A 21,390-nucleotide genomic window follows, 5' to 3' on the forward strand; every position below is an offset into this window, starting at 1 on the left:
GGAATCAAGATGACCATTAAAAATCGGTTTTTAATTTCATATATTGGCGGTATTGTGATTGCGAGTATCTCTATTCTCGCAATCCTATGTATTTTGTTTTATGTAACGACAGGTACTGTTCCGACACCGAAAACATGGTATCAAACCTTTACGAAGCAGCGCTCCTTGAGTCCGGAAGAGGAGCTTGCTTACGTTGAGCTGCGCAATATTGCAAAAACAGATCCAGACCAGCTTTTAGTAGAAGATGTGCAAAGAAATTTCCAAGATATTGAGAAAAAGTCACTCGGTGTTGTCATACGCCATGATAAGGATATTTTGTATTATTCCAAAGGCTTAGTTGAAAAATCGCTAGTTGTTCATTTTCCAGTTTTTGATGCAAATAATATTGAAACAAAAGGAACAATAGATAACGCAGGAAGATTATATCGTTTTATTAAGTTTGATTTTTATTATAGTGATCAGACAAAGGGAAGTATTCTCGTGTTAAAAAAGGAAAATAATCTATTAGAGTTTTTTACTAAATGGGGAATTGCTATTATTATCATTATCCTACTTGCATCATTTGGAGCTGTGCTGTTTTTGAATCAGCTATTACGCAGGACTATTATTAAGCCTTTAGAAAGTTTAGGACAGTTCATGTCTGAGCTGCGCGAGGAAAACTTAATAATTGAAACACCAGCCTTACCGGAGAGTACTGCAAAGGAAGTGCAGCAGCTGAAAGAAAATTTTGAGAGTATGCGCGCAACACTTTTAGCCTCTAAAAAGGAAAAGCAAGGTCTTGAAAATAATCGAAAAGAATTAATTGCGAGTATATCTCATGATTTAAAAACTCCGATTACATCTATTATCGGTTATATAGAAGGCTTGCGAGAGGGGGTTGCTGATACTCCTGAAAAGCAGGAAAAGTATTTGAGAACAATTCATTCTAAATCACTTGCTTTGAATCAGTTAATAGAAGAGCTCTTTCTGTACTCCAAGCTTGATGCAGAAGCAGTTCCTTTCCAATTTGAACGTATTCAGCTTTCCGATTTTCTTGTGCATATGGCAGAAGAGTTTCAATTATACAACCAAGATGTTAAGTTCCAGATAAATGCGGCTGATGAGGTATATGTTTCTATTGACCGTATGCAAATGAATCGGGCATTTAATAATCTATTTGAAAACAGCTTAAAGTTTAAGAAGCTAGCAGAGCCATTATCTATAACAATAGAAGCATTGGCAGCTGCTGATAATGTTGAGGTATATGTCACAGATAATGGACAGGGAATTGAAGATTTTCAGCTTCCTTATGTATTTAACCATTTTTACCGTGGAGAAGCAGCGCGTACAACGACGACAGGAGGCAGCGGCTTAGGGCTTGCTATCGTTAAGCAAATCGTCGATAAACACCATGGAAAAGTGCAGATTCAAAGTAAGTTGCAATTAGGCACAACTGTAACAATAATATTGGCAAGGGCTTAAAGGGAGGTGTCTATCATGCTGTCACCAAGAGTATTAATTATTGAAGATGATATTAGTATTGCTGAGCTGCAAAGAGATTATTTAGAGATACATCAAATGGAGGCTGAGATTGTAGTAGATGGTTTAGAAGGTGTAAATCGGGCATTAAATGAACCCTTTGACTTAATTGTTATTGACTTGATGCTGCCTTCTTTGGATGGTTTTGAAATCTGCCGGCGGATTCGTGAAAAGAAAAATATTCCTCTTATGATTGTTTCGGCGAAAAAGGAAGATATTGATAAAATAAGGGGACTCGGCTTAGGTGCAGATGATTATATGACCAAACCATTCAGCCCGAGTGAGCTCGTTGCACGTGTACAGGCCCATATAAAACGGTTTAAGCAGCTGACAGGTGCTGGATATTCACAGGATTTTCTAGAAATGAAGGATATTCTAGTCGATAAAGGTGCACGTAAAGTATTTATTTTAGGGCAGGAGTTTATTTTTCCTACGAAGGAATTTGATTTACTTGTGTTCTTTATGGAGCATCCAAACCGCGTATGGACAAAGGAGCAGCTTTTCAGGCAAGTTTGGTATATGGATGATTTAGATGGTGATGTATTTACAGTTGTAGTTCATGTTGGGCGTATTCGAGAAAAGTTAAAAAAAGGGAAATTATCAGAGTTGCCGATAGAGACTATTTGGGGAAGTGGTTATCGCTTTAATAGCTAGCAGAAATGTTTCACATGAAACATTTTAACTTCTATTATTGCTTAGTTTCATTAGACAGGTTGGTTAAAATGAGTTCGGTATATATCGAACTCATTTTTTTTGTTTAGGGAGGTAGCTAAGTGCGATCCTTTTTCTCATAAAATCTCCCATCTTAATTTAGTACTTATAAAACAGCTCAAAACATATTCTTATAAAAGAAAATGGGGGGAGGTCAAAGCAGTTGAAAAAAGTTAAAGTTGGTTTACGCCCGATTGTAAGTAAGATAAATTTGCCCACTGTAATGAAAACAGCTGTACTTCCAGGTGATTCTGTTGAAAGTTTATTTATTGCAACCCAGGTAGGAGAAATCTTTTATGTGGGTAACGGGAGGATTAACACTTTTTTAGATATTCGCCCGCTCATCATACAATTAGGCACTAGTGGCGGATATGATGAAAGAGGATTGCTTGGGCTAGCTTTTCATCCTAATTTTAGGTATAACGGTTTGTTTTACCTTCATTATTCTGCAGCTGGAACACAGGGGCCAGGTGTTCAACTAGAAGATTTTAAACCTGACCCATGCAAGCCTGAAACTTTAAAGTTAAGGTGGACGAATCGAGAATCTCAGTATGACCATATAGATAAGGTAGAAGAATGGGGTTTACAATCTAGTGGCCAACCTAAAAAAAGACGGACACTGCTTAACTTAAGAAGGCCTTTTTCAAATCATAATGGTGTCAACAGCTTAAACTTTTCACCTGAAACAGGCAAACTTATTTTAACAACTGGGGATGGTGGATCAGGTTATGACCCATATAATTTAAGTCAAGATGATATGGAAATCGCCGGTAAAATTATTGAAGTGGATATAAATAAGTATACATCTACCAATAATCAACCTGTCGTTAGTCGTTTTCATGAACTGCCTTCAGACATTCAGGAGATGCTCGCTGTTATGGCAAAAGGAGTTCGAAATATAACAGGTATTTCATTTCAAAGTTATTATCATCAGTTTATTAAATATGCAGGAAATGTCGGACAAGATTTGGTAGAGTCTATTTTTGCATTTGTCCATTATAAGCCAATAGCGGTTACTCAGCTTGTTAAAGCTTATGATAGAAATATCAAATCAAGCCAAAAAGGACTGATAAATTTTGGCTGGCGGGGTTGGGAAGGAGATTTTCCTACATCCATTATAAGAGATTGTACGATTAACCCAGAAACTAAGGAGCAAATATGGAGCTTTTATAAGGAAGCTGTGACACTCTCAGGGGGTCGACTTCCGCCTTTAACCAGTTACTTTCATCAAGACCCTAGACCGGATAAATTTAGTGGAACAGCACTAACTGGAGTTCAGCCATACTTAGGAAATGAAATTCCTAGTTTAACGGGAAGAGTTATCTTTACTGATGTTATGCGGAAGAACTCTGCACGAAAAAGAGGTGCTTTAGCATATACAAGTGCAAGACCAGATGGGAAACAAAATGATTTTCATGTGATTGATATTAATTATGACTTTGGGCCGCAGTCAGCATACTATGTTAGCTTAGGATCAAATCTAAATCAAACTACCTTATATTTAGGAGTATATGGGTCTATGAAGGTAGCTGATTATAACCAAGGCACTGTTTTTGAAATAATTCCATAACCTTATATAGCTAGCTAGCAAACACTTTTAATCGTTTAAAAATAATTAAGGCAATTTCGACCCATATCCAGCTGTAAAGGAAGCAACAGAAAAAAATAAGGCCAATAGTAAGATAGGAAAGGGAGTTTGAGAAGGCTGGCCCTAGAATAGGATAGTGCAGTAAAAACAACAGAGTGCTTATGCCTAGCATTAAAGACAAAGTTCCAGCAGCAATAATACTTAATCTGTGTTTAAAGAAGTAATAGGCTGCCCCAATGCCAAGCCCTAATAATCCTGTTGTAAAAGGAAATACAATCAGTTCTGTTGGCTGAAGGATGAATAGCAATAAAATTGTTTGAAAATAAGCCAGAATTCCAAATGGAGTAGAAAGCATCGAATATAACAGAATAGGTGCTGTGGCAAGGGGGCTTAAAAGATAGCCTATTCCGGGAATAAAGCCGCCCGCAGATTGGAGAACAGCTGCTATACAAGCAAAAATCGCTCCTAAAATAAGCTTTTTCGTCTTTTTATAGGTTTTAAATGTTTTTTGAGCTAAACGAACCTCATTAGAAACAGGTTTGAAATGGTACACAATTTCACCTCATTTTATATTCGTCTATACATTATATAGAAGAGGTGAATTTAATATTAATAAACGAAACTAAAAGGAGACATTTGCCTCCTTTTAGTTTCGTTATTTTAGGAGATATATTTTATCGTACAGACTCTATTGTCATCAAACACCATAGACTGTAGGAACGAAGTAAAAACGGGATATATAAGGAATCGCCAAGCTGAAAAGAGGGATAGTATGTATCATTATTATAGGACTGGGGTTAATCAGCCGGAATTTGTTTCCTTTGCACGTGGTGATGTTAATGGGGATGGAATGCCTGATAATGTCTATTTAACTGGAACGAAGACAGCAGACAGTCCATTTATTCAAAATATTACGCTTCATGTTCAAGATGGAAGAACTGGCCAGGTAATAAGTGTTTCCCTACGTGAAAATGCAGGCTACAATCCTGTGTTATTTTTAGGAGATTTCACTGGAGATGGCATCGACGATATTTTTATAAGTATTGCCACCGGCGGCAGCGGTGGAATTATGTATCATTATATATATTCTTTGGCAGGGAATACTGCAAAACTGTTATTTGATTTCAATGTCTATAATGAACAATACCAGTACGAGGTTACGTATTTAGATCATTATAAAGTGAAGGTTTTCAGCAAGTTTAATAATCAAAATTATATAATCGATATCTCAACAAGAGATGCAGATTATTTAAATGAAATTTATGATCCTAATGGTAAATTGAAGAGTCCTATCACTGGTTTTGTAAATCCTTTAAGCGGTTTGTATCCTGTAGATTTTGATTTAAATAATGTTTATGAACTATTAGCCTATCAAAAAGTCGCAGGCAGATATAATGCCGATTCTTTAGGTTATGTGCTGAATACTTTAGGCTGGTCAAATAATAGATTTGCGCTGCAAAATCAGTATGTTGCTATTCTGGGCTACTAGTAAAATACTTTCCCAACAATAGTAGTACTTTTCTGCCTTTAATCTTTAAGATTAGCACTCATTTAGTCAAAGGATAAAAAAAATTTAGGAGTAATACAGTTCATCTATTTACTTAGTATTATTTGTAATATAATATAGGATATTAAAAAAGTATAAGATTTAAGTAGTAAGGAAGGCATTAAATGAATAATTTAAAAGGAATTTATAACTTTTCACCCTATATATATTATAGTAATGAACAGCTGATGAAAGACTGTTGTCTTATACCTTATATGTTTCACAAATATCTGGGTTACAATGCTGTGATAGTTACAGCAAAAAAGGAAGAGTATACCTACCTAGAACGGTTAGAGGGCTTGAAAATGGAAATACTGGGTACCCCAATTGATATAACCGAATGGGTGGAATTTTGCTGTGATTACATTTCTGAGAATTATAAAAAGATAGATGTTATGTTTTGCTTTGGAGCATATCCTTCACATAGTAAGATGGTTTCTCATTATAAAAGTCTTCGACCTGATGGTAAGGTTATCTTGAAATTAGATGCTAATATTTACTGGGAAGACAGAATTCCATTTCGGGATAGTAATTATAAATCATTCCTTGGTAATTGTGATGTAATAACTGTTGAATCTAAAAAGTTAAAGCAGCATTTATCTAGAAAGTGGCCATATAAAATTGATTATATACCTAATGGTACTCCTGGTATTAAAAGGAGAACAATCGATTACTTGGAAAAAGAAAATACTATTTTGACGGTTGGAAGAATAGGAACAAATCAAAAGGCAAATGAGATTTTATTGGAATCTTTTAGACGAATAGCTAGTTCTCTTCCACAATGGAAAGTAAAGTTAATAGGAAACATTGAGGGTTCTTTTAAACCATTTATTGAGAATTTTTTCAAAAGATATCCATTCTTAAAAGAGAGAATTATCTTTACAGGAAAGATACTAGATAAAGATGTTCTTGAGGATGAATATAGAAAAGCTAAGATATTTGCTTTGACATCAATTTTTGAAGGAGGTACACCTAACGTTTGGGTAGAGGCTGCGAGGAATGGCTGTTATATTATTTGTAGTGACATTGATGCTGTGAATGAGGCAACTAATTGGGGGCAGTGTGGTAAAAGCTTTGAAATTAATAATATAATGCAATTATCAAATGTTCTTTTAGAAGTTTGCAATGATGAAAGTTACTTTGAAAGAGGTTGTTTTGATATTCAGGAGTATCAAGATAGATTTTTTAATTATGAAAAAATGGTATATAAGCTTGATAACCTTTTAAATATGCCAGTAGGGGAAATAATATATGGAAAAAAGTAAAGAAATAACCCTTTTTGATAGAAAAATAACCCTTTCTAACAATAAGTTATTATTCGAGGGGGATATTGTCTATGATTTTGAAGATAGATATCAAAATATATCTTCTTTAGCTGTAGAAAAACAAATTCAAATCTTCTATCAATTAATTGAATTAATAAATGGTGTTAATGTATCAAGTATTATTAAAGCAGAAACTATTTTAATACTTTCCCAAATATTTAAGAATTTATCAAGTACGAACAAAAAATCATCGTTACTAACTATCGGAGGAAGTGTTTTCAGCAAAACCTATGCTGAAATAATTACCTTTTTCGGAAGTGAAAATAAACTTTACGAAGTTTTTCAAAGTAAAGAATCGGTTGAACATCCATTGGAGAATATAATTCCACTTTTTATAGGTGAAGATTTTAATATGGATTTTCTTGCTGAGAACTATTTTTCATTTATTTTAATAAATGTTGATTCCGTTAGTAAATCAGTAGAAACGGTAATTTCCGAATGCAATAGATTAATAAGTAAGCATGGCAATATAATTTGTTATGGATCCAATTTGTATGATTTAGAAAAAATAAGCTCCTATTTAAATAATAATGCTGTTGTCTATCAAATAGATAACGAGAGATTCCTCATTAATATTAACATGTGTGGAAATAAACTATTTGAAAGTAATGTTAAAGAACGAATTGTTAAACTTATAGAGTTGAGACATTCTGAACTATTTCCTAAGCTAGAATTTGTTATGTCTGAACGTCCAACTTCAAAAAATGATGAGTGGTATACCATAATCGATAATGCCATTTATCTTATTGCAGAAATAGAAACAATAATATCCGAAAATCATATGTTATTTGACAATAACGACTTAAAATTTCAAACAAATGAAGTGAAAAATGCTCTGTTAGATATTAAATACGAAGCATTTTTAAATAGAAGACATTATGACTTCTTTCAATCTAACTTATTTGATTGTTATAACAGTTGGATTGAGAATTTAAAGAATATGTAACAGTAGAGGTAAGTTGCTTTAATTCTAAAATCGTAGATATTATTTTCTTTTACTTTTATAACAATATAATACATGAATTATATTTTCTTCTTTAAGAATACTACAACAAAAAATAATAAGCTTAGCTGGGCTTATTATTTTTTCATCATTACATTAGCAGCTGAGCAGGTGGTATTGGATTTGATATGTTTATGGCCAGCAATTTCTATCTGGATATTAGAGAAATAGAAGCAATAACGTAATTTATTTTAGCCGTTGCCATTCTGCTTGAAATGGTAGCAATTCGATTAAAGAGAAAGCTGAAGGTTAATGGGTAAAACTAAAAAGTGCCGTACAAGAGAAGCTAGAATAGCTTTTCTTTTTGTTTGTTCCAAAATAAAAATAAACAGCCGCAACAACGGCCGTTTCCTGATTTTACTGAATTCCAGATCGAATAAATCGTTCCCGATTTCTCCCATAAGCCTCTTTACATAACCGCTTGACCTCCGCATAATTCTCGGCACAAACCGCTTCATAAATAGCCTTGTTTAGTAGATTGGCAGAGTAATGTTTTTGATGAGGTGTCAGCTTCCAATTGATAATGCCGAAATGGATAAGCTTATCCTTAACAGAATCCATGATTTGCAGCATTCTGTGGTTATTAGCTGAAGTGATCATACTTCGTGTGAACATCATGGATGAGTGCACATAGGAAGGATAATCATCTCTTTCTTCCGCTTCAAGTTGCTGATCTAAATGGGTTTTTAATTCTTCTATATTAAAGGTGAGGCCTTTTTCCTTAACGGAATCCACGGAAAACTCTTCTAAAAATAGGAATACTTCCATTACATCTAACATTTCTTTGAAAGATATTTCTTTTACGAAAATGCCCCTGTTTTTTAGTGAGGAGACGAACCCTTCTGTTTCTAAACGGGAGATGGCACTTCTAATAGGTGTCCGGCTCATGTTCAGCAGTTCAGCTAGTTCATTTTCTGATAAAAGGGATCCAGGCATATAAATACCAGTCATAATGTTTTCCCTGATTTTGTTGTAGGCGATGTCAACTAAGGAGGACATATTTCCATTTCCTTTCAAAATAGGATTGCACACTAATCTTACCTGATACTTTATGCAACCGCAACAAACAAAAGCTAAGTGATTTACTTACATTAACTTAATAGTTCGTTAATATGGACTTTACGTTAAGGCGTTATTCTATTATTGCATTCAAGTTGTATACAAGTTGCATTCAAAGGAGGTTTTCTTTCCGGTAGTTTGAAGGGATGTTCTTAGTCCTTATAAAAATAAAGATGTGGCCATACAGGAAAAAACTCGATAATTTCAGGAGGAAATGATGAAAAAACTTCTTTCATTTTTAGTGTTCATGCTTATCATATCGGGGATTTTAGCTGGCTGTGGGACAAGCAGTTCGTCAGGTTCTGCAAAAAAGGATAAGTTTGTTATTGCTTATCTGCCACAGGAGTCTGATGAACAAATGCAAAAAACATACAGTAATTTTGAAAAGGAACTCTCTGAAAAAATTGGCGTTAAAGTGGAGGCTTATCAGGCCAACAGCTATAATGCTGCAATCGAAGCGATGAAGAATAATAAAGCAGATATGGCTATGTTTGGTCCGTTCTCCTACATAGTTGCGGAGGAAAGAGCAGATGCAGAGCTTATTGCTAATCTAAATAATCCAGAATTAGAAGGACAGGCGCCATCTGTTATTGTTGTTCCTAAAGATTCAGACATTCAAACAATTGCCGATTTGGAAGGCAAAACAATTGGATTTGCTGATCCAGTATCCACAACAGGGCATTTGCTTCCTAAATCAACGATTGTTAAAGAGCTGGGCATTGGTGTAGAAGAGCTGGAAAAAAGTTTCTTTAAAAGTGTGCAATTCGCTGGAGGACATGATAAGGCTCTTATAGGTGTTGTGCGCGGCCAATATGATGCTGCCGGGGTTTCTGCGATGATGCCGGCAATGCTTGAGGAAAAAGGAATAATTGAAAAAGGTTCCTACCGTGTTATTGCAGAGTCTGAAGCAATTCCTGTTGGAGCACCATTTGCAGTAAGAAGCGGCTTAGATCAAGAAATGAAAGACAATATTAAAGAGTTTTTATTGAGCTACGATGATCCGCAGTATTTTAAAAATATTTTGGGTACGGAAAATGCAAAGTTTATGGAAGCATCTGATAGTGATTATGACCAATTGCGTGATATAGCTGAAATGCTTAACTTAAGTCCTGAGCAACTATTGGAAAGCTAAGGAGGAACTGATATGCCAGCACACAATAACCCTGCGCTGAAAACAGCTGAAATGCGCAAAATGAAAGGGACATTGTCCCTTATATTCTTCGCCATCCTAATTGCTTTTTCCGTTTGGTTTGTAGAAATGGATATATTTGAGCTTATCCAAAGCATCCCTTTATTTTTTCAGTTTTTATTTACAGATTTTTTTCCACCGAATATTAGTGATCTGAGCACATACCTTGGTCCTGTTGTCGATACACTTATTTTTGCGGTAGTGACAACATGTTTGTCTTCCGTACTGGGCATTGTCATTGGATTTTGTATGGCGCACAATACGACACCGCATTCAGCTGTTCGGCTGTTTTTCAGAGGGATAATTGCCTTTTTAAGAAATATTCCCTTCTTAGTATGGGCATCTATTTTGGTAGTAATATTTGGGGTTGGAACAATGCCAGGGCTGTTTGCGCTAGTCTTGTTTGGGACAAGCTTTTTATCCCGTGTCTATGCAGAATCGATTGAAGAGCTGAACAAGGAAGGCATCGAGGCTCTTGATGCTTGTGGTGCTTCCTATTTCCAAAAGATTAAACATGGAATTATTCCGCAGTTCCTGCCGGGCTTTTATTCATGGACGCTGTTTATGTTCGAAATTAACATCCGCGCTTCCGCCATTCTTGGGCTGGTAGGAGCAGGGGGAATGGGAAGCATCTTAAAGCAAACGATGGATTTGTTTCAATATGGCAAAACCTCTACCGTCATTGCCATAATGGTCATCCTGATTTTAATGGTCGAGTATGTAACAAACCGGGTAAGGGAGAGATTAATTTAACATGTCAAAAAGCCAAATGCCGATCCCTAATACATTAGTAATGAAAGAAAGTATGCTAACGAAGAAAAAAATACCAATAGCACATAAACAGACTAAGAGGCAGCAACAATACTTTTTCACAACAGTCGGTATCTTATTTATTGTTTGTGTTTTTCAGATAGATATAAGCTTCTCCCAGTTTCAAGAGGGAGTAGCAAGAATTCCATCTGTTCTGTCCATGATGCTGCAAATGTCTTTTGCCGAATTTCCTGAGCTGGCAAGTGAAATGGTAGTTTCCTTAGTAACAGCCTTTTTAAGTCTTGTTCTTAGTATTATCTTTGCAGTTGTACTTGCATTTCTCGCAGCAAGAAACACTACTCCGAACAGATACTTTGGAATGCTGCTCCGTTTCCTCTTTATGGTTATCCGTGCTATCCCAGCAACTGTGTGGGTCTTAATTGCTGTAGCCAGCATTGGGTTTGGAACGATGGCAGGTGTGTTAGGTCTTATTTTTCCAACCTGCTCTTATTTAGTGAAATCCTTTTCTGCTCAAATTGAAGAAGTGGGCCAAGAAACAATTGAAGCACTGCAATCAGTTGGGGCAACATGGTGGCATATTGTTTTTAGAGGCTTAATTCCTACACTTCTCACTAGCTTTCTGGCTATAACAGCCTTTCGATTTGAAATGAATGTAGCTGAATCTGTTATTTTGGGAATGGTTGGTGCTGGCGGTATAGGACTATTAATTCAAGGATATATATCCTTCTATGATTTCAGCAGTCTAAGCTTAGGAATAGTAATGGTCTTTATCACAATGTTTATGCTTGAATTTATGACAACTCAAATTCGCAAGCGCATGTCTAATTAGGAGGAATATGATGGAAACCATCCTTAAAATTACGAATCTAGCAAAAACATATAATGGCGGCACATTAGCGTTAAAAGATATTAATCTTGAGGTGAAAAAAGGGGAATTTATAGCCGTAATTGGACCAAGCGGTGCTGGAAAATCAACTTTACTGCGCAGTATCAATCGTTTAATTGAACCGACAGAAGGGACGATTGAGTTCCTTAATCAGCATATTGAAAAAGTAAATAAAAATGAATTGAGAAAAATCAGATCAAAAATGGGCATGATTTTTCAACATTATAACCTGATTTACCGATCAAGTGTCCTCGAAAATGTTCTTCATGGCCGATTAGGATATATGGGTTCACTGGCAGGAGTCTTTAACCGCTATAAGGAAGCGGATAAAAGGGAGGCAATCATGCTCCTTGAAAAGGTAGGATTAGAAGCTGAAATTTACAAGCGGGCGGACGAGCTGTCAGGTGGCCAAAAACAGCGCGTTGGCGTATGCCGTGCTTTGGCGCAAAATCCTGAGCTTATCTTGGCAGATGAGCCAATCGCTTCCCTAGATCCTAAATCATCAACTGTTGTGATGGACGCTATTTATAAAAACTGTAAGGAGCAAGGAATTGCCTGCTTAGTAAACCTCCATCAAGTCGATGTGGCCAAAAGATATGCAACTAGAATTGTAGCAGTAAAAGCAGGCACCATTATCTTTGATGGAGAGGCAAGTGAATTAACAGATGCAATGATTAAATACCTTTATGAAGGAAAAGAGCAAGAGATGTTGGAGCGAGCCAATTAAGCTAAAAGAAGGGGTGTAGTTGTAAATGGAGAAACAAGGAGTAACAGCAAGTCCAAAAAGCAGAATTATTCCATTTGAAGGAATCCGCAATTTTCGCGATATGGGTGGATATAAAACCACGGATGGAAGAACAGTTAAATATGGAGTGTTTTACCGTTCAGCCGAATTGACGGGAATGACGGAAAGAGATAAAGAGATTTTCAGCACACTGGGAATAAAGTATATATTTGATTATCGTGATGATGGGGAAGCTTCCGTCAAACCAGATCCTGTTATAGAGGGAATCATAAACGAGAGAATTCCTGCAATTGCTGGAGAAGTACAGGGGCTTGTTCAATCAATGGAGGATATAGTAAAAAGTGAATTATTTAAAAATATAAATATAACTGGATTAGCTGAAATGTACGGAAAAATGACCTTAAATAATTCTTCCTACAAAAGATTGTTCGAAGTTATCCAAAACCCTGAAAATCTAGGGATTGTTCATCATTGTGCAGCAGGCAAGGACAGGACTGGGGTAGGAGCTGCTTTGATTTTATCAGCATTGGGTGTTCCTAAAGAAACAATCATAGAGGATTACTTAATTACAAACGAAACCATGCGAGAATTCCAGGAAATAATCAAAGCAGAGCTGTCTGGACAGCTGACAGAGGAAGAACTCTTGTTGTTTGATGTAATGATGGCGGCGAAAGAAGAATATTTACAAGCAGTATTTACGGTTATTGAGGATACTTATGGAAACATGGACATTTACTTTGAGAAGGAATTGAACTTGACTGCAGCAGACCGAGTAGCACTGCAAAATCTATGGTTAGAATAAGAGTTTCTGAAAAAAGGCGCTTTAAAAGGGTCTTTTTTTGTTGATTAGTTATTCTGTCTTAGCAGTCTTAAGTCCGTTTGTCCTAATCCCTAAAATATGACAATACTCGATATTGAAATAAAAAATGAAAACGTTTACTATAAGGTAGTATATACATGTAATAGCAATAATTACTGAAGGAGGCTGAAATGAAATGAATGCAATTACGATTGTAATTGGGACGATGTGTTTCTTAATGATTGCGTATCGTTTATATGGTACTTTCATGGCGGTTAAGGTAATGAAGCTAAAGGAAATGGAAGAAAGAAAAAAGACTCCTGCTCATGAGCTCAATGATGGGAAGGATTATGTGCCGACAAATAAGTGGGTTACCTTTGGGCACCATTTTGCGGCAATTGCGGCCGCTGGCCCCCTTGTTGGTCCCATTTTGGCTGCTCAATTTGGTTATTTGCCAGGACTGCTTTGGCTGTTAATTGGGGCAGTTATCGGGGGAGCGGTTCATGATGCAGTTGTGCTTATGGCCTCCATGCGTAAGCAAGGAAAGTCTTTGTCCGAGGTTGCCAAAGAGGAGCTAGGTCCAGTTGCCGGCTTCTGTACAGGACTTGCCATGCTGTTCATTATTACAATTACGATGGCAGGTCTTTCAATGGTTGTCCTTCATGCTCTTGAGAGAAATCCGTGGGGAACATTCGCAGTAGGTATCACTATTCCGATTGCGATGGGTGTTGGTTTATTTTATAAAAAGACAGGAAATTTAAAGCTGGCCAGCACAGTGGGCTTTATTCTCCTTATGATCGGTGTTTTTATCGGTCCCTCTATCCAAGAGACTGCATTAGGAGAGTTCTTGACATTTGACTCAAAAACATTGGCAATCATCCTGCCGATTTATGCTTTTTTTGCAGCTGCTCTGCCAGTATGGCTGCTGTTGGCTCCAAGGGATTATTTAAGCAGCTTTATGAAAATTGGTGTTTTTATCGCTTTAATTATCGGTGTGTTCATTATAAATCCAGATGTACAAATGCCTGCCTTTACTGAATTTATTCACGGCGGCGGTCCAATCATTGCAGGACCTGTTTGGCCGTTTATTTCTATCACCATTGCTTGTGGTGCCATATCCGGTTTCCATGCCTTCGTAGGTTCTGGAACGACTCCGAAAATGCTTGATCGCTGGCAGGATATAAAAATAGTCGGGTTCGGCGGCATGCTTGTTGAATGCTTAGTAGCAATTATGGCTTTGATTGCAGCCGTTTCCCTGCATCCAGGAGATTATTTTGCCATTAACTCAACACCAGAGGTTTTTAAAACATTAGGAATGTCTGCCGTTCATTTGCCAGAATTGAGCCAGGAAATTGGTCTGGATTTGGAAGGCAGAACGGGAGGGGCTGTTTCGTTAGCTGTCGGAATGACCTATATTTTCACCAGCATTCCTTGGTTTGATAATTTAGCACCGCACTTTTTCCAATTCGTTATTATGTTTGAAGCGGTATTCATTTTAACCGCTATTGATGCTGGTACTCGTGTGGCCCGCTATTTAATTCAAGACTTTTTCGGTGAAGTTTATAAGCCGCTGAAAAGGGTCGATTGGATGCCTGGAAATATCTTTGCCAGTGCATTAGCATGTGTAGCTTGGGGGTACTTATTGTATTCAGGGGATATCGGTTCTGTTTGGGCATTATTTGGTGTGTCTAACCAGCTGATGGCATCAATTGGCTTAATTGTTGGAGCTACTGTTATCTTGAAAATAGCTGATAAACGCTCTTATATGCTTACATGTCTTATCCCGCTTGCTTATCTTTTTGCTACAGTAAATGTGGCAGGCTACTGGATGATTACTAATGTCTATTTGAACCCAGAAGCGGCTGGTTATAATGTCGTCAACGGTGTTTTGTCGATTATTATGCTTATTCTCGGAATTATAATTGTAGTGGCAGCCATTAAGAAGTGGGTGGAAATTTGGAAGACTCCAAGTTTAAGAGGAGATAAATACCTTTCTGCTTAATTTAGAGGAGAGCCTGCATTCATTTAAGCAGGCTCTCTTCATTTTATTTGGCTAGTTTAAATTAATTGCTGAAGAAAAGTCATTCTGTTATTATTTAGATGTCTATTATTTAGATATCTAAATAATAATACGGAGGCAGTTAATCTCCGCTGTTAAAGAAGATTAGAAATAATATTTAGATGTCTAAATAAAAAACAAATGACAGTTAGGAGTGTATATAAAGATGGGAAGATTAGAAAATAAAGTAGCAATCATCACTGGTGGAGCATCAGGCATTGGTGAATGCATGGTCGATTTATTCCAGCAAGAAGGTGCGGTGGTAATTGCTGCAGATATTAATGAGGCAGCACTAGAAAAGGTAAGCCAAAAGGAAAATGTGTATGGGCTGAAATTAAATGTAGCTTCCGATGAAAATTGGCAAGCGTTGGTGAAAGAAGTGATAACCAAGTTTGGAAAGATTGATATTCTCGTAAATAATGCGGGTATTTCTTCTGAAAAAATGTATAAGGATATTAATTTTGAAGACTGGCATAAAATGCTTTCCATTAATGGATATGGTCCTTTTGCAGGGATTAAGCATGTTGCTCCATACATGGCAGCTCAAAAGAAAGGTTCTATTATCAATATCTCATCCTATACAGCTCAAATTGGTCAAGGCTTTAATCATTATTCTGCATCTAAAGGGGCAGTTCGTGCTTTCTCTAAAGCAGCGACTACAACCTTTGGACATGATGGTGTACGTGTAAATGCACTTTTTCCGGGCATCATTGAAACACCAATGACACAGTCCTTGAGCACTTCTAGAGAATTGCTTGACCGATTAATCCAGGCAACACCTCTTCAACGGCTGGGACAGCCTAACGATATCGCGAAAGCCGCATTGTTCTTTGCCTCAGACGACTCGGATTACATTACAGGTGCAGAATTAGTGATTGACGGTGGATTCTCAGCTCAGTAGTAATGTATGATAAGAGAGCTCCTGAATAAATTCAGGAGCTTTTACACTTATCGAAAGCAGGGATATGATTGATGGAAGAACAAACTATTTTCGAGATTATTCATAACATGGACAAGGTTACCAATAATTTAATCATTCAGTGGAATAAAATGTTTAATGAGGATCTTGGCATATCCCATATTCTTGTTCTCAGCCATCTGGAGAAAAAGGGAAATAGCCGTCCATCTGATATTGCGAAGGCTCTAGGTTTGACTCCGCCCACCTTGACACATTTATCAGAAAAACTAGTGCACAAAGGATTGGCCATAAGAATTGTAGATGAAACGGATCGCCGAATCATTTATTTAGGAATTACAGATAAAGGCAGTGAGATAGTAGTTAAAGCCCACCAAGAAGGGCAAATGCTCCGCCGAAACTTGTTTGAAAAACTGACAGAAGAAGAACGATTACAGATGTTAAAGATATTTGAGAAGCTGAATGACGCACAAGCTTAGAGAAAGGGAAAAGACGAATAAAAGTCAATTATTCGTCTGCTGATTTATTCCTTTTGTTTATATAGATTAATACCCTTGCATTGTCTGGTTTAAATCATCTGCCAGTTCAGCTACTTTAGAGCCGGCTTCGCCAATTTCTTTTAAAATATTAGAGAAATTACTCATTTCTTTATTGTTTTGCTCATTTTTTTCGGTGCTTACGATGCTTGCTGACAGAATTTCATCAAAGCTGTTCACTGTCTCTTGAACATTCTGATTGGCTGATAAGGTTTTAGAGTTTACTTCATTTATTTGTTTCACCACATCTTCAATCTGCTTTGTAGTAGAAAGAACTAAATTAGTAATATTGCTTGAAGATAATTTAGTCTGCTCAGCAAGTTTTCTTACCTCTGCTGCTACGACAGAAAATCCTTTTCCATGTTCCCCAGCTCTTGCAGCTTCTATGGCAGCATTTAGAGCAAGAAGATTTGTTTGCTCTGCAATGGATGTAATTACGGCCACGATATCACCAATTTCCCTTGAGTTAGCTTCAAGTGAACCTACACTAGTCTTTATTTCATTGACACTATCTTTCAATGCCACCGTTTCTTCTATAACTTGATCGAGCTGCTTTCTTCCTTTTATAGAAGATTCGGATGTAATGATAGAGGATTTCAAGCCTTCATCCAGTTCTGTTTTCATGTTTTCAGAGCGGACAACCACATCGGCAACAGATGCGCCAACTTCCTCTGACATTGCTGCAAGCTCCTCTGTAATAGACCCAATTGTTTCTTTTACTTGCTGCTTTGCTTCCATTTCCTTCTTCGCAGAAGCTTCGTTTTGCAGCTCTTGTAGATAAGAAAGGCACAGCTGCAGCTCCAGATTATAAATTTTTGTAGTGACATTAGCAGCTAAGATAAGGCTGTCTACATCATCTTTATAAACTTCCTTTAAAAGGTCAAGAATGGTGCTAACAAAGACAGCATTTGTACAAAGATACCAACGAGCCTCTACACCTACCGCTAAATAATATTTTGAGATGTTCATTCTTCGTTCTGCGAATTGGTCATCTATGATTCCATCAAAAAAGCCAATTACATATTCTTGACATCCAGCCAAGTCTACACCGATTGATGTCATGTCCACTACCTTGCGTATGCCTGGATTAGCATGATGATAAATAGGATTATAGATGGCCTCAATATTTTCTCGAATGAAGGGCTGCAGTACTCTTGCTACTGCTAAATCGTCTAATGTGAGATTAATTACTTCCAGCTGCTTAAGAAGATTAGCTTCTTTTTTTATATCTATTAAAACATTGTCCCGTTCCTGCTCAGCAGCCTCTCTTAAACTGCTTGCTTTTTGTTTTTTTGCAAAAATATTCATGTATACCACCCCTGTGAAAATAAAATGTGTCCGAACTATTAGGAATTATTTACATGTAATATATCGGTAAAAATAATTATTTTTAAATAGTAGCTCGTTGCTCCTGTCTATCAACGGAAAAAACTTTTACATTCTTTTTTGCTTTCACCGACTTTTCACCAAAGACTATTAAACTACAAACTATCAACAGGAAAGGTGGAAAGAAAACAATGAATGCTAGAGTTAAAAAAAGTATTTTCTGGGGTGTGTTAATTGCCTCCATCCTATTGGCAATTAGCATCATCAAAAATCTGATTGGAGGGGCCGCCGCACTTGCACACGGTTATGGATTCGGCGGAGGCATGAGACAAGGCGGGTTTGGTCATGGCCAAATGATGGGTGGTTTCCACCATGAACCGAGTTTTTCTTGGCTGGGCATTTTATTCTTCGTAATCATAGCAGCTGCAGTGATCACATTTGTGATTAAACTTTTCAAAAAGAAATCACAATCATCATCTGTTGAGCACTTCATTAATACATCAGCTATGAGTACACCTAAACCGTCAGTGAACGTTAATAATGCTTCTATCTTAGATGAATGGGAAAAAAATAACACAAACTCAAAGGAGAGACTATAAAATGGGTATTTTTAAAAGAATAAAAACAATTGCAAGTGCTGATATTAACGGATTGCTGGATAATATGGAAGATCCAATAGCAATGTTAAATGAATATACGAGGGAAATGGAGCAGGAGCTTGGCAAGGCGCAAGCAGCACTATCCCGCCAAATATTCGTAGAAAATAAACAAGCAGCACTAATTGGACAAACGAAAGAGTTAATAGAAAAACGAACACATCAAGCTAAGCTTGCTCTTGAAAAGGGAGAGGAAGGGATTGCGAGGCTTGCTGTACAGGAAAAAATCAACCATGAGCACCAGCTTAGTGTGTATGAGCAGCAGCTAGAAGCAATAAAGGAGCAAACAATTATCCTCAAAGACAAGTACAATGAACTGCAAGTAACATATAATGAGCTTCAGCATAAAAAGATTCTGCTGGCATCCCGTGCAAATGTGGCAAAATCAATTAAGCAAATTCAACAGGTGTCAAGTTCCTTTAACGCAGACAATGTAGTTAGAGGCATTACAAGAGCGGAGGAGAAAATCCTGTTTATGGAAGCGGAAGTACAAGCAGGAGGCTTTACAAAAGCTCCGCTTAACAGCTTTGCTGCAACAAGCTTCACAAATGTCAGTGATGAGGAAGTTTCAAAAGAACTAGCGAAATTAAAGGCATAAAATAAGGAAAGACCTCTTCATTTTGAAGTGGTCTTTCCTTATTATTTTGGAATATCGTTCCTGTTAAAAGGAATACTAAGCTCATGACGCAAAGCTTTCACCCATATGCTCGCCGCTCATTATGATACACTAAATATAACCTCTTTAATCCTCTAATAATCCTTTCTATATGTATTTTTACACAAAGGAGTTTTGCAAAAATGAATAATTCTGATGAAAAAGTTTCTTCTAAAATCTATTTTCAGAAGGTGTTTGCAGTTTTTAAACAATCCTTTAAGGTGAGCAAAAACCCATTTCCATGGCTGAAGGCTTTTTGTGCCGGCTTGGCCGCTTCTTTGCCTGTATTCATTGGTGTCCTTTTCGGCAGCTTTGAATATGGTTTACTAGCAGGAATAGGGGGATTCACCTATTTATATGTATTTGATATTCCATATGTCCAGCGAGCAAAAAAAATTTTTTTTGCCCTGTTAGGAATCACATTTTCCGTGTTTATCGGTACCATATTAGCACCATATCAAGCTTTGTCTGTGCTAATGCTGGGAATAATCGGTGCCGTTTCTGTCTTTATTTTTGGTGCACTGAAAATAACCGGACCATCTGCGCTGTTTTTTGTACTTTGCTTTGCGATGGCAACTGGCATGCCTGTAGATCCGTCTTTAGCTCTAATGCGTGCAGGCTTTGTATTTTTAGGAGGTGCTTTATCGTGGGCTATTGCAATGTTTGGCTGGTTCTTTCAGCCTCATGACCCTGAAATAAAGGCGGTGAAAAAAGTTTATAGTGCACTTGCAGAATTAATGGAAACTGTCGGCACAAGTGGTATTAATAATGCCAAGCATAAAGCTGTTACTGCTTTGAGCGAGGCGGAATCCGTCCTGTTTGCTGGTTATTCTTCTAAGACGGCGACATTATTGTGGAATCAATTATTTCTATTAAATGAGCATGCCAACGCAATTTATTCCCATCTTGCCAGTATATCTACACAAACTAAAATTCCACCTGAATTTAGTGCAGCGGTGCAGTCTATCTGTGCAATGATAGGTTCTGGGAGAAGCAGCAATAATTTAGATTTTCCTGATTATAGGAATCAAGAGTTCGAGGAATTAGTACATAAAATTAATGAGGCCAATAGTATCCTTAATCGAACAGTTGAAAAGTTACAGCATGACGTAAAGCTAGTGAAACCACCTTTAAGGACAGTACTTTTAGGAGCCTTTGATAAGAACTCTATTGTATTTCTATCCTCCATAAAATATGGAGCAGTCTTGATGATAGCAGCGCTTATTGCTTATGCTTTTCCTTTTGAAAGAGCTTATTGGATTCCACTGTCCTGTGCAGCAGTCATGTCAGGTCCAACAATAATTGCGACATTTCATCGCGCAGTCCAAAGAATGATTGGAACAGTCCTTGGTCTGTTTATTGCAGGAAGTATTCTCTTGACGGTCCATAATGGCTATATAGTTGCTCTTCTTATCCTCTGTCTGACCTTTTTAACAGAACTGTTTATTGTTCGTAATTATGGATTAGCTGCCATATTCTTTACAGCTTCAGCTCTGACTATGGCAGAATATTCTTCTCAAATGTTTGATTACTCCTATTTTGCAGTTGTAAGAGCCACTGATATTTTAATCGGAAGTCTTATTGGTCTTGCTGGGGCACTGCTGATTGGCAGGAAATCAGCTTCAAATTTATTGAATCACTTTATTGCCAAAACAATCAGAAGCCAAAATCAATTACTGGTGGCACTGTTTGCTGAAAACAGCGGGCTTGAATATGCAAACAGCAAAGAGAGAAGTAAAATGCAGACAAATCTTACAAACTTAATGACAGTTTACCAGTCGGCATTAGGGGAAGTGTTTATAAACAAAAGTAGGCTGGAAGCATTATGGCCTGTCATTTTCTCTATAAAGCAGATTAGCCATTATTTAATTGTATATTTAAAGTCTGAGCAGAAAGAGGATTTTCCTGAGAAGGAGCTCGCTCAATGGCTTTATGTCATGGAAACAATGGCAGTGTCTATTGAGAATAATATGGTGCCGGCACAAAAGCAACTTCCTGTTGTTGCAGGCTTTGCTCAGCTGCGCAACGAAATGCTTGATTTACAGAAGGGGCTTCAACATATTGAGTAATAAATAAAAAGCTGGCGGCTGCCAGCTTTTTTA

At 37.1% G+C, this 21,390-nt stretch carries 20 protein-coding genes and 1 pseudogene; 18 read left to right on the forward strand and 3 right to left on the reverse strand.

What is annotated here, in order from left to right; genetic code table 11:
* Positions 1-9: 9 nt before the first annotated feature.
* The 3 genes from ACLIJJ_RS10020 (at position 10) to ACLIJJ_RS10030 (ending at position 3,799) form a co-directional block, all read left to right on the forward strand.
* On the forward strand, positions 10-1,461 hold the full coding sequence (locus ACLIJJ_RS10020; protein WP_411410826.1) for a sensor histidine kinase: 1,452 nt from the start codon (positions 10-12) through the stop codon (positions 1,459-1,461).
* 15 nt (positions 1,462-1,476) lie between these two features.
* On the forward strand, positions 1,477-2,172 hold the full coding sequence (locus ACLIJJ_RS10025; RefSeq protein ID WP_411410827.1) for a response regulator transcription factor: 696 nt from the start codon (positions 1,477-1,479) through the stop codon (positions 2,170-2,172).
* 220 nt (positions 2,173-2,392) lie between these two features.
* Positions 2,393-3,799, forward strand: a complete 1,407-nt coding sequence (locus tag ACLIJJ_RS10030; protein ID WP_411410828.1) for a PQQ-dependent sugar dehydrogenase — start codon at positions 2,393-2,395, stop codon at positions 3,797-3,799.
* Between the two features lie 10 nt (positions 3,800-3,809).
* Here ACLIJJ_RS10030 and ACLIJJ_RS10035 read toward each other — a convergent pair whose 3' ends face one another.
* Positions 3,810-4,370 (reverse strand): YybS family protein, encoded by a 561-nt coding sequence (locus ACLIJJ_RS10035; RefSeq protein ID WP_411410829.1) that lies wholly within the window; start codon positions 4,368-4,370, stop codon positions 3,810-3,812.
* Between the two features lie 219 nt (positions 4,371-4,589).
* Between ACLIJJ_RS10035 and ACLIJJ_RS10040 the strand changes: the two genes are divergently transcribed.
* The 4 genes and pseudogenes from ACLIJJ_RS10040 to ACLIJJ_RS10055 all read left to right on the forward strand — a co-directional run.
* Positions 4,590-5,306 (forward strand): VCBS repeat-containing protein, encoded by a 717-nt coding sequence (locus ACLIJJ_RS10040; protein WP_411410830.1) that lies wholly within the window; start codon positions 4,590-4,592, stop codon positions 5,304-5,306.
* 182 nt (positions 5,307-5,488) lie between these two features.
* Complete coding sequence (locus tag ACLIJJ_RS10045) at positions 5,489-6,628, forward strand: glycosyltransferase family 4 protein (RefSeq protein ID WP_411410831.1); 1,140 nt, start codon at positions 5,489-5,491, stop codon at positions 6,626-6,628.
* Positions 6,615-7,634, forward strand: coding sequence for a hypothetical protein (locus ACLIJJ_RS10050; RefSeq protein WP_411410832.1), 1,020 nt, complete (start codon positions 6,615-6,617; stop codon positions 7,632-7,634). The genes ACLIJJ_RS10045 and ACLIJJ_RS10050 overlap by 14 nt, the downstream gene beginning before the upstream one ends.
* A 164-nt stretch (positions 7,635-7,798) precedes the next feature.
* Positions 7,799-7,951, forward strand: a pseudogene (locus tag ACLIJJ_RS10055) (phosphonate ABC transporter permease); the annotation flags it as partial.
* 97 nt (positions 7,952-8,048) lie between these two features.
* Here ACLIJJ_RS10055 and ACLIJJ_RS10060 read toward each other — a convergent pair.
* Positions 8,049-8,690 (reverse strand): GntR family transcriptional regulator, encoded by a 642-nt coding sequence (locus ACLIJJ_RS10060; RefSeq protein ID WP_233316098.1) that lies wholly within the window; start codon positions 8,688-8,690, stop codon positions 8,049-8,051.
* A 274-nt stretch (positions 8,691-8,964) separates the two neighbouring features.
* On the opposite strand from ACLIJJ_RS10060, the gene ACLIJJ_RS10065 reads away from it, so the two are divergent.
* The 8 genes from ACLIJJ_RS10065 to ACLIJJ_RS10100 all read left to right on the forward strand — a co-directional run bounded on the left by ACLIJJ_RS10065 (position 8,965) and on the right by ACLIJJ_RS10100 (position 16,594).
* The gene (locus ACLIJJ_RS10065; RefSeq protein ID WP_237942153.1) at positions 8,965-9,882 is read left to right on the forward strand and encodes a phosphate/phosphite/phosphonate ABC transporter substrate-binding protein; all 918 of its coding nucleotides are present in this window, start codon (positions 8,965-8,967) and stop codon (positions 9,880-9,882) included.
* Positions 9,883-9,894: 12 nt separating this feature from the next.
* Positions 9,895-10,692: a phosphonate ABC transporter, permease protein PhnE gene (phnE, locus tag ACLIJJ_RS10070; protein ID WP_233316095.1), complete on the forward strand. Its 798-nt coding sequence runs from the start codon at positions 9,895-9,897 to the stop codon at positions 10,690-10,692.
* Between the two features lies 1 nt (position 10,693).
* Positions 10,694-11,539: a PhnE/PtxC family ABC transporter permease gene (locus ACLIJJ_RS10075; protein ID WP_341079283.1), complete on the forward strand. Its 846-nt coding sequence runs from the start codon at positions 10,694-10,696 to the stop codon at positions 11,537-11,539.
* Between the two features lie 10 nt (positions 11,540-11,549).
* On the forward strand, positions 11,550-12,323 hold the full coding sequence (gene phnC / locus ACLIJJ_RS10080) for a phosphonate ABC transporter ATP-binding protein (RefSeq protein ID WP_233316167.1): 774 nt from the start codon (positions 11,550-11,552) through the stop codon (positions 12,321-12,323).
* A gap of 25 nt (positions 12,324-12,348) precedes the next feature.
* A complete protein-coding gene (locus ACLIJJ_RS10085) occupies positions 12,349-13,143 on the forward strand; it encodes a tyrosine-protein phosphatase (RefSeq protein ID WP_233316092.1) in 795 nt (264 codons plus the stop codon).
* 193 nt (positions 13,144-13,336) lie between these two features.
* On the forward strand, positions 13,337-15,142 hold the full coding sequence (cstA, locus tag ACLIJJ_RS10090) for a carbon starvation CstA family protein (protein ID WP_233316091.1): 1,806 nt from the start codon (positions 13,337-13,339) through the stop codon (positions 15,140-15,142).
* Positions 15,143-15,365: 223 nt separating this feature from the next.
* A complete protein-coding gene (locus ACLIJJ_RS10095) occupies positions 15,366-16,100 on the forward strand; it encodes an SDR family NAD(P)-dependent oxidoreductase (protein WP_411410833.1) in 735 nt (244 codons plus the stop codon).
* A gap of 71 nt (positions 16,101-16,171) precedes the next feature.
* On the forward strand, positions 16,172-16,594 hold the full coding sequence (locus ACLIJJ_RS10100; protein WP_233316165.1) for a MarR family winged helix-turn-helix transcriptional regulator: 423 nt from the start codon (positions 16,172-16,174) through the stop codon (positions 16,592-16,594).
* A gap of 66 nt (positions 16,595-16,660) precedes the next feature.
* On the opposite strand, the gene ACLIJJ_RS10105 is transcribed toward ACLIJJ_RS10100, so the two are convergent.
* Positions 16,661-17,959: a globin-coupled sensor protein gene (locus ACLIJJ_RS10105; protein WP_237942146.1), complete on the reverse strand. Its 1,299-nt coding sequence runs from the start codon at positions 17,957-17,959 to the stop codon at positions 16,661-16,663.
* 209 nt (positions 17,960-18,168) lie between these two features.
* On the opposite strand from ACLIJJ_RS10105, the gene ACLIJJ_RS10110 reads away from it, so the two are divergent.
* The 3 genes from ACLIJJ_RS10110 (at position 18,169) to ACLIJJ_RS10120 (ending at position 21,357) form a co-directional block, all read left to right on the forward strand.
* Positions 18,169-18,576: a hypothetical protein gene (locus tag ACLIJJ_RS10110; RefSeq protein ID WP_237942144.1), complete on the forward strand. Its 408-nt coding sequence runs from the start codon at positions 18,169-18,171 to the stop codon at positions 18,574-18,576.
* A 1-nt stretch (position 18,577) separates the two neighbouring features.
* Complete coding sequence (locus ACLIJJ_RS10115) at positions 18,578-19,231, forward strand: PspA/IM30 family protein (protein WP_411229728.1); 654 nt, start codon at positions 18,578-18,580, stop codon at positions 19,229-19,231.
* Positions 19,232-19,431: 200 nt separating this feature from the next.
* The gene (locus ACLIJJ_RS10120) at positions 19,432-21,357 is read left to right on the forward strand and encodes an FUSC family protein (RefSeq protein ID WP_411410834.1); all 1,926 of its coding nucleotides are present in this window, start codon (positions 19,432-19,434) and stop codon (positions 21,355-21,357) included.
* The last annotated feature ends 33 nt before the right edge of the window (positions 21,358-21,390 follow it).

It is taken from the genome of Niallia laureatilytica (assembly GCF_046613985.1).
GTDB lineage: Bacteria > Bacillota > Bacilli > Bacillales > Cytobacillaceae > Niallia.

Coding starts and splice junctions, on each gene's coding strand:
- phnE (WP_233316095.1), top strand. CDS start 9,895: ATGCCAGCACACAATAACCCTGCGCTGAAAACAGCTGAAATGCGCAAA.
- cstA (WP_233316091.1), top strand. CDS start 13,337: ATGAATGCAATTACGATTGTAATTGGGACGATGTGTTTCTTAATGATT.
- ACLIJJ_RS10120 (WP_411410834.1), top strand. CDS start 19,432: ATGAATAATTCTGATGAAAAAGTTTCTTCTAAAATCTATTTTCAGAAG.
- ACLIJJ_RS10060 (WP_233316098.1), bottom strand. CDS start 8,690: ATGTCCTCCTTAGTTGACATCGCCTACAACAAAATCAGGGAAAACATT.
- ACLIJJ_RS10075 (WP_341079283.1), top strand. CDS start 10,694: ATGTCAAAAAGCCAAATGCCGATCCCTAATACATTAGTAATGAAAGAA.
- ACLIJJ_RS10050 (WP_411410832.1), top strand. CDS start 6,615: ATGGAAAAAAGTAAAGAAATAACCCTTTTTGATAGAAAAATAACCCTT.
- ACLIJJ_RS10115 (WP_411229728.1), top strand. CDS start 18,578: ATGGGTATTTTTAAAAGAATAAAAACAATTGCAAGTGCTGATATTAAC.
- ACLIJJ_RS10040 (WP_411410830.1), top strand. CDS start 4,590: ATGTATCATTATTATAGGACTGGGGTTAATCAGCCGGAATTTGTTTCC.
- phnC (WP_233316167.1), top strand. CDS start 11,550: ATGGAAACCATCCTTAAAATTACGAATCTAGCAAAAACATATAATGGC.
- ACLIJJ_RS10025 (WP_411410827.1), top strand. CDS start 1,477: ATGCTGTCACCAAGAGTATTAATTATTGAAGATGATATTAGTATTGCT.
- ACLIJJ_RS10045 (WP_411410831.1), top strand. CDS start 5,489: ATGAATAATTTAAAAGGAATTTATAACTTTTCACCCTATATATATTAT.
- ACLIJJ_RS10065 (WP_237942153.1), top strand. CDS start 8,965: ATGATGAAAAAACTTCTTTCATTTTTAGTGTTCATGCTTATCATATCG.
- ACLIJJ_RS10110 (WP_237942144.1), top strand. CDS start 18,169: ATGAATGCTAGAGTTAAAAAAAGTATTTTCTGGGGTGTGTTAATTGCC.
- ACLIJJ_RS10095 (WP_411410833.1), top strand. CDS start 15,366: ATGGGAAGATTAGAAAATAAAGTAGCAATCATCACTGGTGGAGCATCA.
- ACLIJJ_RS10100 (WP_233316165.1), top strand. CDS start 16,172: ATGGAAGAACAAACTATTTTCGAGATTATTCATAACATGGACAAGGTT.
- ACLIJJ_RS10105 (WP_237942146.1), bottom strand. CDS start 17,959: ATGAATATTTTTGCAAAAAAACAAAAAGCAAGCAGTTTAAGAGAGGCT.
- ACLIJJ_RS10085 (WP_233316092.1), top strand. CDS start 12,349: ATGGAGAAACAAGGAGTAACAGCAAGTCCAAAAAGCAGAATTATTCCA.
- ACLIJJ_RS10020 (WP_411410826.1), top strand. CDS start 10: ATGACCATTAAAAATCGGTTTTTAATTTCATATATTGGCGGTATTGTG.